This is a genomic window from Paenibacillus endoradicis (assembly GCF_024721975.1).
In genome coordinates, this window is sequence record NZ_JANQBB010000002.1 from 781256 (window position 1) to 799991 (window position 18736).

Genomic DNA, 18736 nt, shown 5'->3' on the forward strand with positions numbered 1-18736 from the left:
TTAAAGTACTATATTAATTTTATGATCTAAGTGAGTTTTTAAACTCCTGGGGCAACTTTCCTATCTGCTTTTTGAACATGTCACTGAAATGACGAGCGTTGTTGTAGCCTACCTTCTCGGCAATTTCATACACCATCATGTCCGTATGCTTAAGGAAAACAATCGCTTGCTTCATTCGCAAGTCGGTGACATACTGCTTAAAATTTCGCTTCATATGTTTCTTGAAAAAGCTACTGAAATAGTATGGATTCATAAATGCGACCGCAGCAACTGATTCAAGAGAAATATCCTGCATGTAGTGATCTTCGATATAGTTTACTACACGGGCAATAAGTGTCTGCTCCTTATTGCCTTGCTTGTCGCCAATTCGATTACAGAGTTCCTGCAACAAGTCGTAGATACCACCGCACATATCCTCATAGGTATCGTATGTTCCTAGTCGTCCTTGCAAGTGCTGAATGTCGAAACCCAAGTCCGACATTGGTACGTCCGCCTTTTTCACCTCCTGTACAATATACAGAAGAGAGGAGAAGCAAGTGGAAACAGCAAGTTGTCGGTTCCCTATAGTAGCGGATTCAATAACAGAAAGCAATAACTCCATTGTGCTTAGTGAATCCTCCCATGAGCCTCCAGTTAGCGATTGGATAATTTTCGATTGAAGTGTAAACCACGTTCCTTCACTATCTTTTCGTTGCTCTTGATCGTGATACAGTATGACTCGATTTAAGCCCGAAAAGTAAGTCATATCAAGCGCTTGTTCCGCCTGTTCACGCGATATTTGCAATTGTTTTAATTGCTGTACCGGCTTTCCTACTCCGACAGAAACCTTCAACTTTAAGTAATTCGCGATGTTGTCCTTAATTACCGTTGCTACCCGAATAGGCTCTTCCGTAAAATCATGACTTAGCACAAAGGCATGTCTTTCATTCTTTACATATGAATAGCCCCGTCCATATTCCTCAAGTATTTCCTGTACAATATTATGAATTGAAAATTCAACTAGTTTCCTTGTTTGCCCTGGCCAGCGCTCATTGTCATTTCCTATCGGATCAATGGTAACGACACCAATTGTATAGTTTGAACCATAAATCTTATTCGTCAAACATTGATAGCCTTCAGAATATTCAGATAACGTTCCTTCTGCCAATTGCTCCAGCCACGCACCCATTTCATTATCACGATCTTTACGTTCCAATAGATGTAGCTTATTTTTGCGTTTGTCCTGCTCATCCTCTTCATGGATCAGAGACAGCGTCTTTGCAATAACGGCCTCAAAATCTATTTTTCTGATAGGCTTGACTAAATAATCAACAGCTCCGAAAGCAACTGCATCCCTTGCATAGGAAAACTCTTGATATGCACTAATAAATATAACCTTAATTGGCAGTTGGCGTTGATTGATATCTCTTATTATGTCAATTCCGCTTAAGTGCGGCATGCTAATATCACTAATAATAATATCAGGCTGATGCTTCTCAATCGCATCAAGAAGCTCTTGTCCGTCATGTGCATATCCAACTATGCGCATGCCATGCTCTTCCCATGGAATTAGCTTACTAAGTCCCTTCAGTATAAGCGGCTCATCATCAGCAAGTACAACCGAAACTTTCATACGGCGACACTCCTCTCTCAAAGAATCAACCTTGTTCTATATCCCTGCGCAATGTTTTTTATTCATAGTACAACCGTATCATGCGTGATCAGTTTTATGCAATGAATTCCCAAAAATATACTTAACCATGAGTCATCACCAAATGTATAGATCATTTCCCTTTAACTTGAATATTGCTTCCATAAAGTAATGGTCCCCATATATAATCGGATGATGATGAGAGTCTGCATGATAAGCTGCAGAGCCATGTTGCAAAATCGCATCACTCTTGTGCGACCAATCGCTGCGTGATTCATCCAGTGTTCGAAGTAGCTTGAGTGCCGCATTCAGATATAAGTCCTTCTCATGCTCACCAACAACTTTAGCAATTTCAATTAAGCCACACGCTGCAATGGCTGCCGCTGTGTCATCCTCAAGTTTTGGCTTATTTGGTTGTCTAAAATCAACAGGAATGACGCCACTTTCAGCTATATTAGCAATAAAGTAATGCGCAATACGCTTAGCAGTATTCAAGTATGCTTCTTCCTTTGTATGAATATAACTCATCATAAATCCATACAATCCCCACGACTGCCCTCTCGTCCAAGAAGAACCTTCTTCATAGCCTTGCCCGCCATACGTCTTCACGACACCGCCGTTAAAGGGATCAAATTCCACAATGTGATTGACAGATCCGTCTAGTCTGACGAAGGCCGATATCGCTGTATCCGCATGCCTCATCGCTATTTGTTTAAAGCGAGGATCACCAGATTCTTCAGATGCCCAATATAGTAACGGGATATTGAACATACAATCAATAATGGCCCAACCGCGAGTATCTGTATCAACCAGATCATCCCAAGCACGGATAAAGCCACCTGCAAGATTAAAGCGTCCTGCGAGTAAATTCGCTGCGTGCATCCCGCGCTTGCGAGATTCTTGATTTTTTGTAACTTTATAATTTGTGACACTGGTCGGCAACCACATAAAACCTACATCATGATGTAAACCGTAGTAATCCGAAAAGCACTGATCAAGCTTTTCTTCGGAAATTTGAGCAATCTCTTTATACTTCTCGTAGCCCGTCTCATGAAACATAAGCCACATCATGCCACCCCAAAATCCGTTAGTCCACCAATTAATTCCGTCCGCTACGTTTCCTGATGGGTTATCGATCGAACGATCGTCGTAATTACCATCAAGCGTTGTATATGGAATTTTATCTTTAGATTTATCACTGACCCAATCCATCTTTTCTTTAATTTTCTCAATAACTTCGCTTAACCATAGTTTGTCACTTTCATTCAGTATCATAAATGTACATCCTTCTTTCCTATTAAATTTGTTTCTTGCTAATGCTTGCTTCGGGCTTGAATATCATCTAACAGGTCAATATATATATCTATAAAACTTGTACTTGCACTACTTCAATAATCCCGCAACGCACAAAATGCCATTGCTCGATAAGAGTGTTGTCCGGAGCCTCTGGATGATCTGCAAAATTTTTGACACCTTCATATTGAGCAGGAGATATAAGATGCCTATCTCCCTCATAATGGCGATGTGGACCATAGGTATTATATGTGCTTGGTATAAGATCGAGTTGAAGTAAATGCTCTCCCTCATCCAGATGATGGACCTCTAATTCCCATTGCGGCCCCCATATCCAACCAATCTCCCGTCCGTCCAATCGAACCAAAGCAGCATCAGCTTGCAATTGTCCAAAGACGAAGCGAACCTTCTCCCTGAGTTCTGATATATGTAACGTTTTCGAGATTGTCACCTTTCCCGAGTGGAACGGAAATCCACTCTCCACTACTTGCTCGGGAGCAAAAATGTTTCCAGCTACCAAGTAAAATGGTCCTTTAGTTAAGCTCTGCCGCTCATCTTGCTCCGAACGAACAAAGTCAGATTTGGAGCAAACAAGAAAACTTTGCCCTTCTATAAAAGCAATCGTATGGGGCTCGGATGGCCAAGAAGCAGGAATTACTTTCAGTTCATTGTGCCCCAGTAGCGCGATAGCGGGAACAACGTACTCCATTGCATTGTCTTCCGCAACGTTCAACCTCTGTCCATTCAGTATCACTTCTAACGCAGGATCTAGTAGCCTTACTTTTAGATTTTCAGTTAACGTACCCTCTACATCGAAAAATGAAGTTAGCTCCATCCGGTATGTATCCAGCTCCAACTCAAGCAAATAACTGTTTTCTTCCGCTGGCTCTGCCCACCATTGACTTTGCTCTGGTGTTAAGTGTTTAGCAGACTTGAACCTATCCTGGAACTCTGCATTCCTTATTTCTTCAGACCTCTCAATATATCTAGCTTCAATATCATCCACTGTAACAATCTCGATCCCTGCGTTCAGGCATGTCTGTCGGAAATCACCATTTCTCTCAATTTCTAGTTCTACTCCTTCAGGGAATAAAATACGACTATAGCATCGCTGTCCAATGTGTACTACTCCATTTTCTACAACAGCCTGCTCTAGTTGTTTCTCCTCTGTAAATTCATAATGAATACCAAGCTTATATACCATTTCAACTAGTGACATAAATTGATTGTTAATGATACTACTAGTTGAAGTTGATAATATTCCCGATCCGTCATGTTCATTAAAATAGTTAGCTTCCTTTGGATTAAAATGTGCCGTTATTCCACGAGTCGGTGTAACTATAAGAAGTTCTGGACTCTGCTGCCGCAGATCAGGCATCGCTGCTACTTTACTACGAATATCTTTGAGTACATCAGCAAATGCAGACTTCCATGACAAGTGAGATGGGATGGAAGGTGGCCAATCATGACAAGCATGCATGCTAAGATTCAACTGATTAAGATGCAGCACGAAAGTATTAAGCCCGTGTCCCGCCAACCAAAGTACATATCTAGTAAAGCTTTCTGGCGTAATCCCCCAACCTGCCCCGCCCATCGCTTCTACTAGACTGATAGGACTTCCTTGCTGAGCAGCAATGGAATGCAGTGCTCGAGGATAAAAGTGATTGCCGGGATAGCGCTCCAGCGCATCAATTGCAGGAGCATTTACCGCTGGCAAAATTTGAAACATTGAACCACTGTATGTCAACTGGAAGAAAGGATTTTCTTCCCCTTTCAGATGTGCCGTGAACCACTTATCATGACGCTCACACCAAGTATTGATTTCGTCATAATAGGCTTCCTTGAGTACCTCAGTAACCGTCTCCCAATAACGTATGCGTGTTTCTGACGCAGCTTCTTCATCGACAAACAGCAAATGTACGCAATCTAACAGTTCTTGACCATACTTCTGAGTATACAGTTCGCCTACTCTCGGATGCCAAGGCACTGCGCCTTCGAGATATGAAATGCTATGTCCATCGAGAAAACCAACCTCATCACTGAAAAAACCGGACACGTATGCGAAGGCATCGGGATGCAAATGCTGTTTGTAAGCTTCATACGTCAATGTAATGAATATACGAGTTGCCTTCACATCGAGTGAAGATACAGCCTTCTTTTCTTTCAAAACCACTGAGTACGGTTTTTCAGCACGCAATCCTGATTGAATAACTTTTCCGCCACCCTCGTTTTCCTGAAAGCTTAGCCATTGGCATACTAATTGTGGATTTTCCAATAGCACTTTACCGCTTGCAGTACCTGACGGCCATCCATTTTCATCGTATATCCAAAAGGCCATCCCTATTTTTTGAGCATACAAGATCAAATCTGATACAATGGTCAGAAACTCCAAGCTCATATAGGCTGGTTTTCCAGGATAAAACCGCGGATGAAAGACAACTCCCTCCAAACCGCATACTTTCAACTCATCCAACTGATTCTTTAGCTTAACTAAGTTCAATTCATCATTAATTGACCATAAGGAAAGGAACTGAATATTAGCCTTACTCATAAAACAACTTCCCCCTTTCCAGCTTAGTAATAGCGTAGTGTGTTATAGACAAAATCCAAAGATAAGATTACTAATATAACCCTATCCCAAATCTTACTGAAGATAGATTGGGATCAAGGACTGGTAGCATATACTTGTGAAATCTAACTATGCTTCAGCTATTAAAATATTGTGTTGCCCCTATCATACAAGGGTACTGTACTTGCGTATACGCGATTTTTTAAGCAATAATGTTGGTTTTTTAACCTCTTTGTACAAAGGCAGATGTTTTCGGGGATACCTTCGATAAATATAAATTTTTGAACGACTCCAAAGATTAATAAGTATCTGATCAACCTCGATGGTTGATGCTTCAATAGAAACAAAAAATGCAGTAGCTATACACATGATGTGCATAGCTACTGCATAACTTTCATTCCATTTCTAGTTATCCTTGAATATTGGAAGTAGTAAATCATCACTTAACATTTATACACAGCAATATCATATATATTGTGCATGAATGCCACGACCCATTAGAACTTACTATGCTCTCCACAGATTTCTACGATGACTTGTGCATAGATTTGTGCCGCCAATAATAAATCATCCACAATAATAAATTCATCATTACTGTGCATACGCGTATCGATACCTGGCATTGTTGGACCGAAAGCTACTCCACCTTCGATATCATGTACATATGTACCACCACCGATGGCAATACATTCACCTTGCAGCCCTGTATATTGCTCATAAACATGAAGCAAAGTTTTCACAAATGGTGAATCTGCAGGTGTATGATGTGGTGGTTCAAAATTATCGCGTTCTAGCACAAGCTTATAAGGCACAAACTTTTGCTCTAACACGTCAAATGTGTTTTCCTCTGTTGCGCACAATGGTACACGACTATCGAAATATCCTTCAAAAGATTTTTCATCATATGAAATGATCGAGAAGTTCATCGTAAGTGAACCAGATTCCACATCACTCATAGCAAGTCCAGCGGCTTCTGCTCCATGATCACCATGTGGGAAGATAGAATTTACTCCTTTCAGCACATGATGTCCTTCACTTTCACTAAGTGGCAATGCAGCAATTAAAGTCAGTAATGCAGTAATCGCATTGTTAGCACTTTCTGGTGTAGAAGCATGACCACCTTCGCCAACGGCATGAATGGCAACTACCCCTTCGCTTTGCTCGGTACATTCAAATTGAACGCCTGTTGCTGTAGTCACTTCCTGAGCAAAATGTTGTAACTCATCAACAGACAATCCTTCAATAACAGCATCTGCCTCTGGAGGAACAACGTTAACTTTGTAACCACCGTTCACCGAACAAACTCTCGGTAAATCAAGAGATGGTTGGAATTGTGCTCGGAATGCAGTACGAATAGCACCCTTCTCAATATTAATAACAGGGAACTCTGCGTCTGGCGTAAATACATATGGCGGAGCTTGCTCCTTCGTAAAATAATACTCGATATCTTCACAGCCCGATTCTTCATCTGTACCCACGATTAACTTCGTATTATATGCTAAAGGAATGTCTAAATCTTTAATGGCTGCTAAAGCATACATTGCCGCAATGACAGGACCTTTATCATCTGAAGTACCGCGTCCATACATTTTACCATCCTGAACAACACCTTCGTAAGGATCAAAACTCCAATTAGAGCCTTCGCCTACAACATCGACATGTCCAAGAATACCAAGCTTTGTTTCCTCTTCATTAATACTAATCGTTCCCGCATAGTTATCAACATTGTTCGTTAATAATCCTAATTGTCGGGCTATTAATAGCGTTTCGTCTAAAGCTTTTGCAGGACCCTCACCAAATGGCATATTAGGCTTTGCTTCACCCTTTACACTACGAATTTGCACAAGTCTTCGTATATGTTCTACAAACGCTTCTTTGTGATCTTGAAAATACTGCTCAATCATTTGTTTTTCTTTCATCAGGCGACCTCTTCTTCTATTTATTCTTGTCTATCGTAACATATTGCAGCAAACGGATGAAATTCATATGGTAAATGATGTATAATAACACTATGTTCTCTAATTCTAGAAGGGAGTGTACGAGCTATTATGGAGCAATGGCAAACGATACTAATCGTTAAAGGAGCCGCTGGTAAGATCAATCTTCTCGCACGTAAGGAGGAGAATGGTAGTTGGCAATACTGTCGATCCAACGATAATGTTGAGCAAAATTCCAACAATATTATTGTATACAGCTTCAAAGATGCTTTATCACTTCTAGGTCAGTCATGGACATACTTAACTCCTGAATTTATACATCCAGAATTCAAAAGTCAATTTTGGACGAGCATTTCCGTTGAAAAGGGTATGTTCAATCGTTCGAATTGGCGTAAAGCCTGCATGTAATGATAACGTAAAGGTGCTATCGTGATCTGATGATCACGATAGCACCTTATTTGTTCCATTAATAGGGTTCAGTTCACAAAAGTGGACTTTGATAACATGTACTTTTAGTATGACGCATTGAGATTTAAATTATGCAATTTGATGTTGAATTGTAGCCGCATTGCTTACAAGCCAGATCATCCGATTATGCTGCTTGCGTTCGTCCAAACAACTAAAACCTTCGTCATGCCATAGCTGGCACAGCACACTTTTACATACTTCGATAGCTTTTGCGTCATCTTGCAGTAGAATCATAGCCATGCGATATACCGTATGCTCATATTTTCTTAAGAACTTAGACTTCGTAGACATGATTTTCTCCTCACTACTACCCATCATTCTTATTTCTCTACATATTTTCTTGTTTAATCGCTTCGACGATGCTACCCTTCTTCACTTTTGATCCGGAATATAGCATCGATAAGCTAACGATAATAAATACTGCGATAATGGCTATAGCAATACTTACCCATGGAAGCTGGAAGCTATAGTCTATTGCGTTGCTCATACTTCTATAGATTAGATACATTACGAGTAAACTTAGCGGTAAGCCGTATAACAATGATTTCAATCCATAGAAGATGCTCTCATAATTAATCATTCGGTAGAAGCCCTTCTTCGTCATCCCCATCGAGCGAAGCATTGCAAATTCACGCTTACGTAATTGAATACCCGTCGATATTGTGTTCAATATATTAGCTATCGAGATTAATGTTATTAATGCGATGAATCCATAAGTGAATACACCGATTAATACGACCATCTGTTGATCTCTCTGTCTACTTTCATACACATTGCTAATATAATATCCATCCATATTGTCTAGTTCAGATATTTGCTTCTCAGTTTCCTTAGGATCAGTACTAGATAAGTAAACCTCATTACCGATATAAACTCCTGGTTGATCCCCAACTAGTTGCTCCATAACCTTCTGTGATACTAGTAACGTCATTGATGTCGGTCCACCGTTACTTTTCATAATACCCATAGGATATTCGGTAGTGACTTCTGATATATGAAGAGATGGAAGTGCAACTTCTTCTGAGTGATATTCATATTCATCATTCTCAAGCTTCTCTTCAATAGATATTTGAGTTTTAAGATCTAGCGTAGTCCCTTTACCGTTCAAGATCGGCACATCGCTAACCTTTTTCTCTTCTAACTGCGAATAGTAGTCATTCACATTCATCAATATCGCATTGCGCTCCAATTCATCGAGTAATGCATCGACATCCATTCTATTGTCCTGTGCATATTTCATTAAAGCTTCATCTGACATCGCATATAGATTAATATAAAAACGGAGTTTACCATTAGTTAGCAATGTAGGGTCTTCCTCGACCATCTTAACTACAAGTTGTGGAAGCTGATCTTGCGGAATATCTGCTTCAACATGAGTTGATTGTAAATAATTATATGCTGTCACATCTTCTAATTGTACAATTGGATCAAATGCTTCAGTAGAATCAATATTATAACTTCCAACCCTAATATCGTAATTAATACCATCATTACTAATATCCATTGATCGTGTCATCGTATTCGTGAAGAAAGAAACGGTTAGAAATAAGATGATACTAATGACTAATGAAAATACTGTAACCTGGTATCTACGCTTATTACGTTTTAAGTTTTTAAGAGCAATTTCCGCTTCAATACCAAATATTTTACGAACAAGTTTTGATGTCTTAACTTTTTTCTTCGAAAGCTTAACATCCTGTGTCTGACGAATCGCATCAATAGCGGATACTTTCGAAGCACGCTTCGCTGGCCACCAAGTCGATAGAAATATAGTTAACAATGAGATAGCTACAGAAACAACAATCGTAAGTGGCGTGACCTTTACTATTAATGTTTCAGAGACTCCGAATAGATCTTTTACCATTGAATTAATAGACCAGAATGTAATCGTAAGACCTAATAACCCCCCAAGCAAGCCAATTGGAATGCTTATAACACTAATAACAAATCCTTCGAAAAATACTGAGTTCCGCTTCTGTCTACGTGTAGCTCCAACACTAGCTAACATTCCAAGATAGCGTGAGCGATCCGCAACCGATATTCCGAAAGCATTATAGATTAGCGATACTGACCCGATAATAACAATCGTCATAATGATGACAGTTAACAAATACATTGATGCAACAAATCCATTGTTTGAGCTTACAAAATCATATCTTAACAGCTCATAATTGACGTTATATTTTAAACCCAATTCATTTGCCAATGCCTCTGTGTTTGTATATACACTATTTTCAACTTTATTCGTAATAACACTTACATTGGCTGTCTCATCTGCTGCTAACAGACTTTGATCAACATAAGTAATGAACGTATAACCCGGCTGCCACGAACTTTCCCATACCGGCTTCTCTATGATGCCCACTACAGTATACATATTGGTCTCATCGACTTCGAGATATTCATCTAACGTATTACTGTCTGTCATATAGGCAGCGCTGTCATCCCCAAAGTTCGAACGCTGTTCCATTTTAGGCCAGGTACCTTCTTTAAGATATCTCGAACCGATTGAAAGCTCAATTTCATCACCAGGAGCTATTTCGGCACCTGTTACATCTGTCAAATAATGCTGTGGCACTACAATTTCTTTCTCATTTTGTGGAAGTCTACCTTCCACTACAGATATCGGAAATTTACTTAATCCAATACTGTCGTAAGCTTTTACTGTAATGTACGGCTTATTGTACATTCCCTTTAATCCCATATCCGCAAGCGATACAAATCCTTTCGTTTGCGAAAGCATTAACGTCTTCGTTGCTTCATCATTACCAATAGCATCTATTTGTTCGGAATTAGCATTATGATACAGAGTATGCCATTCACCTGATTCAGCTATCACTTGGCGTTTCAATAAATCTTGAAAGGAAATACCTAATGTCATCACTGCTGTAATCATCGCTACAGAAATAATGACGCCAATAATCGTAACGAGTGTACGACGTTTGTTCTGCTTCATATGTCTTAACGTTAGCTTATTGACGATATTCACGGACGAATCACCTCGTCCTTAGCAAGCAAGCCATCTTCAATTGTAATGATGCGATCCGCTTGCAATGCAATACGCTCATCATGTGTAATAACAATCAATGTTTGCTTATATAGCTTATTGAATAGAATAAGCATATCCATAATTTCTTTACTGTTCTTACTATCCAAATTGCCCGTTGGCTCATCAGCAAGAATGATGGACGGATGGTTAATTAACGATCTACCGATCGATACACGTTGTTGCTGACCACCAGATAACTGGTTCGGCAAATGATCAAGACGCTCTTCAAGATTCAATGTCTTCACAATATCCTGTAGTTCCTTCTGATTCACTTTGTGACCATCTAGCAATAACGGTAATGTTATATTTTCTTCAACAGTTAACACGGGGATCAGGTTATAGAATTGATAGATTAAGCCGATCTGACGACGCCTGAATACTGCAAGTTGTGTTTCATTAAGTGTGTACATATCCGTATTGTCTACGAATACTTTACCTTTAGATGGGTTATCTACCCCACCAAGCATATGCAATAATGTTGATTTTCCCGAACCTGATGGTCCTATAATCGCAACAAACTCACCTTTATTAACTGAAAAGCTTACATCATTCAACGCATGTACTGCTTGTTCACCCTTACCGTATATTTTAGCTAAATGCTCTACTCTTAATATTTCCATTAATAATACCTCCGTAATATGGTTGTTAACTGTAGTATAGATAAGCCATATGACGGGATAGTGACTTTTAAGTGACAATATAGTCACTTAAGTATGTTACTTATCAACTTTATACCATTTCAAAGTGAAAATTGTACCTATCTGTGATCCATTTTGGACTTCTATAATCCCATTCTGAGCTTGAAGAATGCTATATGATAGAGCTAATCCAATGCCAATGCTCGATTCTCCTGAATGTTTTCCTTTGTAGAATCGCTTGAATAGATGCGGAAGATCTTCTTTGGATACACCGACACCGCTATCCGCTATACTAACCTCTGTATACAAGTGAGTATCTAGTATAGATATATCAATTTGGCCATTAACCGGAGTATGCTCCACAGCATTTTTCAATATATTAATGAGTGCTTCGGCTGTCCATTTGCGATCTACATAAAATATTGCCTCGAGATCACCATGTAGCTCTACTTGAAGTTCCTTCACTTCAAGTGGAATCGCAATTGGTTCCATTGCCTGCTCGATCAACGAACTTACCTTTACTTGCTCTCTGCTGAAATCAATCGTACCCGCATCTAGCTTAGATAACTTCAATAGCGATGTAATAAGCCAGTCCATTCGTTCTAGTTGTAATTGCAAACTACGTAGAAACTCTTCATGTTTCTCTCTAGGCAAAGTAGGCTGTTCTAATAGATCAAGCATCACTTGCATCGAGGTTAGTGGTGTTTTCAACTGATGTGATATATCTGCAATTGCATCAGCCATTCTCATCTTATCTCGTTTAAGATATTCACTATTATGGGAGAGTCGCCCCGTTACTTTAAATATTTCATTACGTAAAATACTTAGTTCACCTTCGCGATTATTTCGAACATCAAGTCCATAATTGCCATTACTTATTTCACGTAAATAAGAAGATAACTTCTCAATTTCCCTGTATCTCCATCTTGTATAGATAACAAAGATTATGCCAAGAATGATTGCCGTTGATGTAACCATAATGAAACTTTCCCATGAAATGATGTAGGCAATAGCTAACAGAATTAGGGTCGCTACAATAGAACCCATAATAAATATCGAAAATTCCTTATTTCTTAACATTGCATTCTCCTAAAATAATTATTTACGATGTCTTTGCATAAATAATTATTTACTTCGTAAGCATGATCTAAACCATTTAATCTACGATGCACTTGTATCCAAGTCCACGAACAGTAACGATTAATTGGGGGTCCGTTGCATCATCTTCTAATTTCTCTCGCAAACGCTTAATATATACGGTTAACGTATTATCGTTCACAAAGTCTCCCGCTACATCCCATATCTGCTCAAGCAACTGTGTTCGTGATAAGATTTGATTCGGATGATTAGCGAAAATAAGCAATAAACGATATTCAAGTGCCGTAAGTACAAGCTCTTGCTCTTTCTTATATACTTTCGCTTCAGCTGTATTGATCGTAATATATTGTAGCGTAATCATATTGCGAGCTGGAGCTTGCACTTGATATCTACGCATTACAGATTTCATACGAGATATTAACTCGCGTACTCGAAACGGCTTCGTTATATAATCATCTGCCCCCATATCTAACCCCATCACAATATTCACTTCCTCATCTATTGCTGATAGGAAAATAACAGGAGTATCATGTAAACTCTTCACTAATTTGCAAAGGTCATATCCAGACCCATCTGGTAGATTAAGATCGAATATATATAGCTCTAATTGCTGATACTGCTCCTCAATCACTTGCTTGGCGGACGTAGCATCGTAGCAGATTACGACTTCATATTGTTCCTGTTCCAACGAATATTGCAAGCCTGTTGCAATGGTTCGATCATCTTCAACAATCATTAATTTCATTTAAACTCTTTGCTCCTTTGTTAATTGCCTAATGGCGATAGCAAGAAATACACCGCTTATTCCACATAGTACAGCCCAAGGCTGCCAACTAGTTGACCCGCTAGTTTGATCAAGCATAATATACTCTAATCCTTGCATCATCCAATATTGTGGTATGAAGTTAGCGATGTATTGCATGAATTGAGGCATGATCTCCACTGGCCAATACACTCCACCGAGCATACATGTGCTAACGATAATAATTGAATTAACCGCATCGGCTTGTTTCTTGGAACTTACCACTGTTGCCATCATCATACTATACGCAACGATAGTTAATATCATTATAGATACGAAAGGTATTAATAATATTAGATTACCCCAACTTGTGCCAAATACGATCGTCATAAAAATCATAATAATTGCGAATTGCAACCATCCAATAAGCCAGAATGATGTAATGTAACCTCCGACAATGCTTCCCCCAGTAGCAGGAGTTGTCGTCAAACGTTGCCAAGTATAGTCTCTCCGTTCATTATGAATAATCGCTGCTGATCCGGATAATGCAAACATCATGAACATAATCGAGAAACCAATCGCAAGTGTCGCACTCATTGATAAAGACTCTTCAGTTAAAGCTTGGCTAGTTGCCTCTTCTCCACCACTGCTCTGCTCTGCAACATATTGTCCATATGTAACTTCATTCACCTGTACTATGTGCTGGCTATTCATGGTCTTAACAGCATCAATTAAAGCTGTTCCATCGACACCTTCCAGTAGTCCACTTAGATTGTACAAATTATTCGATGTGCTAATAACAATATTAGCTAACGCGATATATTGTTCTACTTTCTTATTAACAATGATTTCGAATAGGGAATCGCCCATTCTTAATCGTTCAGTCAAATCGTCTGGAACAATAACTGCTGCGATTACTTTTTGGTCTGCAACAAGTTCTCTCGCTTCCTCAGATTCAGCTTCTATCCAATCGTATTGTGGATTTAGAGACAATAACTTCGCTGTCTCCTGCCCCAATTCATTATGGGCAACGACAATAGCTACTTTCGGCGGGGCTGTACTACCTTCACCAAAATTCAAATTTCCATAAATGAGACTGAATGCAATTGGCATAACAAATAGTAACACAATATTCGCTGGAGACTTTAACATATAACGTATACGGAAAATAACAATATGTATCCATTTACTCATGTTATGCGATGCCCCCTTTACGAGCTAGACGCATCCATGCTAGCACAAGTAATAGCAATCCTACTCCAGTTGCAATGATAGCTTCATTCGCTATTGTTGCAACTCCCTCACCGGTCATAATGTTCATAAACATTTGGAGTGCAAGTGCGTTGGGAAGCACTTTAGATATAACTACCATCCAATCAGGGAACATATAGATAGGCACAAAACTACCACCAAGAGCAGACATAATCTGTGTCCCTATCATACCGATCGACCCGAACGACTCTTCAGTTTTCATAAATGAGCCTACGAGAACTCCTAGACCAGTCGTACTTAAAGTAAAGCTGAACATCGTTAACAAAATTGCAGAGATAGAGTCACCCCAATCGACGCCATAGAGCAATGACGTACCACCGACAATTAAACTAAGCTGGACTAAGCTAATGATCAATAGACCTATGAATTTACCAACAACATACTGCCCGGCTACTAATCTCGTTGTCAATTGACGAGCATATACGGTATCATTTTTCTCCTCTATCATCGTACCTACCAGCGTTACAACGGTCATGGTAAGAAACATAACACCCATCGCTACTGCGTAATATTGGAATGATCCTACAGTCTTCTCCGTCCCCGAAACGGTAACCTCATGTATTGGCTCTGCTAATGTCATCATCTCTGAGTTCGCATCATACATCTCACCACTAATAGGCTCACCTTTTTGCGCTAACTCCGTGTAATGATTCGTTAATGTAGCTACTGTTGCAGTAATTCCAGCGTTCACTTGTTGGTATTGAATTAATGCACTCTCTATAATAGACGTTTGAATACTGCTTTCCCCTGCAGAAATCAACTCTACCTCTGGTAAATTATTATTTATTAGCTGATCGCCAAATCCCTTCGGAATAAGGAGTGTAACGCTAATTCGCTCACTATCCATCGCTTCGTTAATCTCTGAACGTGTAATTTCTTCTATCGTCATAAAGTTACTCAACTGATTCTGTAATACATCTTCCACGAAGCGATCACTCTGTTCAGTTCCATCTTCATTCACTACTCCGATATGAAACATCGCTACCGTTTCATCTTCAGTACTTGCAAACATATTACTAAAAGCGGAACCTAATATGGCAATTAATATTAAAGGCATTAGTAATAACGTAAGAAGCGCTTTTTTATTGCGTATAAGCAGGAGCAAATCTTTCTGCACAATCCACATACTTAGCATATTGACTCCTCCTAATCGCGCAAACTGCGCCCCGTTAAATGTAGAAATACGTTTTCTAAATTAGGTTGAACTAGATCAATAGCTGTTACGGACAAGCCTTGCTCTGCAAGAAAAGGCAATACTGTAACGATAATACGCTGTGCATCAGCACTCATCACGGTTAACTTATGTTCTTGAACGGTGAAGTTCTCCTCTGGACAAATATGTTGTAACGATTGAATGAAATTATCCATATGTTGAATCGGCTCTTGTATCGTAATGGTAAGTGATGTTTTGTTACCAACCACTTGCTGCAATTGCTCAATCGTACCTTCAGCAATTAATTGTCCCTGATCCATAATACCTATGCGCTGACATAGAAACTCTACTTCTTCCATGTAATGACTAGTGTAAATAATGGTCATACCTTGCTCATTCAATACTTTTACTGTTTCCAATATATGATTACGAGATTGAGGGTCTATCCCGACAGTCGGTTCATCCATAATAAGAAGTTTAGGATTATGTAATATTGCTGCACCAATGTTAACTCTGCGTTTCATACCACCAGAAAACGTACCAACTTTGTCATTGGCACGGTCAGTTAACCCAATAATAGTTAACACTTCTTGTACGCGTTGTTTCAAAAACTCGCCCTTCAATCCATACATTCTACCCCAAAACATCAAGTTTTCCTTCGCAGTCATAGGCATATATAATGCAATTTCTTGTGGCACCACGCCCAGTAGCTGTTGCGCTTTTTTTGGTGAATCAATCATACTGATGCCACCAACTATTATGCTACCTTGAACTGGCTTTAACAACCCGCTAATCATACTAATAGTTGTAGATTTACCTGCACCATTAGGTCCTAATAATCCGTATGACTCTCCCTTTTCAATATGTAGTGACAAGCCTTTCACAACTTCTTGTTGTCCATAGCTCTTATGGAGTTGGTCAATATATAGCATTCCAGTCACCTCTTCCAAATAATACCTAATTTTATCATTAACTAGGTTAATATTCTATGTACAAAATCCGACTATTTCATTAAATTATGATTGACCCTCACGTTACGGTATGCTTTATAGTGAACTTATCGAAGGAGCTGAAGATTATGAACGTAAAAGAAGTTTCGCAATTAGTCGGTGTTAGCATACGTACTTTACATCATTATGACGAGATCGGCTTGTTGAAGCCTGATCAACTTTCAGCTGCCGGTTATCGTCAGTACTCACCTCATAATTTACAGACATTACAGCATATATTGTTTTTCAAAGAATTAGGCTTCAGCTTGAAGCATATTAAAGAAATGATTCAAAGCGCTACCTTCGATACCTTTGATGCTTTGGAATTGCAACGTAAAAGTCTAATCGTTAAGCGTAGTCAATATGACAAAATGATTGCGACCATTGAGCACACGATTGCACATTTGAAAGGAGAAAAAACAATGTCAGCGAAAGAACAATTTGCAGGATTACAATGGGATCACAACCCTTATGAACAAGAAGCAAGAGAAAAATGGGGTAATGAATCTGTAGATCAAAGTAAAAATAAAATGAATTCATTCAGTACCGAGCAAAAACGAAACATTAGCGAGCAATGGGAACAACTATATCAACAGTTTGCGAACAGAATCGGAACCGCTGTTGATAGTCCAGAGACGGAACAACTTACTGCTGAATGGTTCCATATGCTTAACAATAACTTTGGAACGTATTCTTACGATGCATTTATCGGTTTAGGTCAAATGTATATAATGGATGAACGTTTCACTAACAACATTGACCGTTATGGTACAGGATTAGCACAATATATGTGTGATGCGATGGAGCATTGGGGCAATAAAATGAAACTAGAGCAACTATAAGTAGTAGTTCAAAAAGCTGACTTTATGAAACTTACACTTTAATTGTTATTCCGTATAGCTTAGTTGTAGAATGAGTATTCTTTACAACATAGCGAACGACAAATAAGCCTTCAGTGTTGTACAAACGTACAACGCTGAAGGCTTATTACTTGATTCTTTCATTATTGTTCTACTGTGGATAAGTCTGTATTTTGAACATCCTCTTCCAATAAACGTTCAAAACGTTCGCACGTCAGCACCAAGAAGATAACCCACAGCGAAAACGAGTAGCGCAGCGTACGCTATTAGTACATGAACACACGCAGGCTTTCGATGGGGGCATATTCGATGCCGACTAAGATACGTTAGCATAGTCATCGTGATCACGGGCGGACGTTTTGAACTACCGCTTTAGCGATCCCAGACAAACCCTACTTCTTTAAGGAAAGCCTTCGCTAATACTAAGTGGCCCGCTGGAGTTGGATGAACTCGATCCCATGCGAGTGTTGCTGGATACAAATGCTGTAGAACCCCTTCGAAAGCTGCTTGAATATCAATAACCTGTAATTCAAGTTCAGCACCCAATCGTTTTACAACAGCTCCATATTGATCCATCGTTGCACGCATCGCATCATTCACATTTGGTTCAATATAAAAAGGCGTCATAAGAACGATATTTGGCACTGATTGTTTTGCTTCAGTAATGAGAGAGTGTAATGTTGCTTCATATTCATCAATATAGACATGATAATCTGTAATAAATGGTGCATCATATTGTCTCCATACATCATTAATACCGATCATGATAGCTAACCAGTCTGGTCTTTGCTGGATAACATCTTCTTGCCACCTTGCTTTCAAATCTCTAACGGTATTACCACTAGTTCCTTTGTTCACAACTCTTATCCCCAGCTCGGGATAAGTTGACTGAAGTAAGCCATTCACAAGTGATACATATCCTCGACCTAGTGCATCGAATAACCCTTCACCTTCGGGTTTTGAACGATCACAATCTGTAATGGAATCACCAATAAATAATAGTTTCTGCCCTTTTTCTAATATCATAGTTTAATTCCC

15 protein-coding genes are annotated in these 18736 nt (G+C 39.3%); 2 read left to right on the plus strand and 13 right to left on the minus strand.

Annotated features, from left to right (window positions below; translation table 11 throughout):
* Nucleotides 1-19 precede the first annotated feature (19 nt).
* From NV377_RS09455 to pepV, 4 genes are all read right to left on the minus strand, one after another.
* The gene (locus NV377_RS09455) at nt 20-1612 is read right to left on the minus strand and encodes a response regulator (protein ID WP_258200948.1); all 1593 of its coding nucleotides are present in this window, start codon (nt 1610-1612) and stop codon (nt 20-22) included.
* A gap of 135 nt (nt 1613-1747) precedes the next feature.
* On the minus strand, nt 1748-2905 hold the full coding sequence (locus tag NV377_RS09460; RefSeq protein ID WP_258200949.1) for a glycoside hydrolase family 88 protein: 1158 nt from the start codon (nt 2903-2905) through the stop codon (nt 1748-1750).
* An 88-nt stretch (nt 2906-2993) separates the two neighbouring features.
* On the minus strand, nt 2994-5474 hold the full coding sequence (locus tag NV377_RS09465; RefSeq protein WP_258200950.1) for a hypothetical protein: 2481 nt from the start codon (nt 5472-5474) through the stop codon (nt 2994-2996).
* 515 nt (nt 5475-5989) lie between these two features.
* A complete protein-coding gene (gene pepV, locus NV377_RS09470) occupies nt 5990-7411 on the minus strand; it encodes a dipeptidase PepV (protein ID WP_258200951.1) in 1422 nt (473 codons plus the stop codon).
* 129 nt (nt 7412-7540) lie between these two features.
* Between pepV and NV377_RS09475 the strand changes: the two genes are divergently transcribed.
* Nucleotides 7541-7837, plus strand: a complete 297-nt coding sequence (locus NV377_RS09475; RefSeq protein WP_258200952.1) for a hypothetical protein — start codon at nt 7541-7543, stop codon at nt 7835-7837.
* Between the two features lie 129 nt (nt 7838-7966).
* Here NV377_RS09475 and NV377_RS09480 read toward each other — a convergent pair whose 3' ends face one another.
* The 8 genes from NV377_RS09480 to NV377_RS09515 all read right to left on the minus strand — a co-directional run bounded on the left by NV377_RS09480 (nt 7967) and on the right by NV377_RS09515 (nt 16781).
* Nucleotides 7967-8188, minus strand: coding sequence for a hypothetical protein (locus NV377_RS09480; protein ID WP_258200953.1), 222 nt, complete (start codon nt 8186-8188; stop codon nt 7967-7969).
* A gap of 37 nt (nt 8189-8225) precedes the next feature.
* Nucleotides 8226-10886 carry an ABC transporter permease gene (locus NV377_RS09485; protein WP_258200954.1) on the minus strand — a complete coding sequence of 887 codons (2661 nt, stop codon included), beginning with the start codon at nt 10884-10886 and terminating at the stop codon, nt 8226-8228.
* Nucleotides 10883-11566, minus strand: coding sequence for an ABC transporter ATP-binding protein (locus NV377_RS09490; protein ID WP_258200955.1), 684 nt, complete (start codon nt 11564-11566; stop codon nt 10883-10885). The genes NV377_RS09485 and NV377_RS09490 overlap by 4 nt, the downstream gene beginning before the upstream one ends.
* Nucleotides 11567-11662: 96 nt before the next feature.
* Nucleotides 11663-12664: a sensor histidine kinase gene (locus NV377_RS09495; RefSeq protein ID WP_258200956.1), complete on the minus strand. Its 1002-nt coding sequence runs from the start codon at nt 12662-12664 to the stop codon at nt 11663-11665.
* Between the two features lie 76 nt (nt 12665-12740).
* Nucleotides 12741-13427: a response regulator transcription factor gene (locus NV377_RS09500; protein ID WP_258200957.1), complete on the minus strand. Its 687-nt coding sequence runs from the start codon at nt 13425-13427 to the stop codon at nt 12741-12743.
* Entirely contained in the window at nt 13428-14618 is a 1191-nt protein-coding gene (locus NV377_RS09505; protein WP_258200958.1) for an ABC transporter permease, read from the minus strand. It lies immediately after the preceding gene.
* A gap of 1 nt (nt 14619) precedes the next feature.
* On the minus strand, nt 14620-15831 hold the full coding sequence (locus NV377_RS09510) for an ABC transporter permease (RefSeq protein ID WP_258200959.1): 1212 nt from the start codon (nt 15829-15831) through the stop codon (nt 14620-14622).
* A gap of 11 nt (nt 15832-15842) precedes the next feature.
* Nucleotides 15843-16781, minus strand: coding sequence for an ABC transporter ATP-binding protein (locus NV377_RS09515; protein WP_258200960.1), 939 nt, complete (start codon nt 16779-16781; stop codon nt 15843-15845).
* Nucleotides 16782-16927: 146 nt separating this feature from the next.
* Between NV377_RS09515 and NV377_RS09520 the strand changes: the two genes are divergently transcribed.
* Nucleotides 16928-17680, plus strand: a complete 753-nt coding sequence (locus NV377_RS09520; protein ID WP_258200961.1) for a MerR family transcriptional regulator — start codon at nt 16928-16930, stop codon at nt 17678-17680.
* A gap of 390 nt (nt 17681-18070) precedes the next feature.
* Here NV377_RS09520 and NV377_RS09525 read toward each other — a convergent pair whose 3' ends face one another.
* Nucleotides 18071-18724 carry an SGNH/GDSL hydrolase family protein gene (locus NV377_RS09525; RefSeq protein ID WP_258200962.1) on the minus strand — a complete coding sequence of 218 codons (654 nt, stop codon included), beginning with the start codon at nt 18722-18724 and terminating at the stop codon, nt 18071-18073.
* Nucleotides 18725-18736 lie beyond the last annotated feature (12 nt).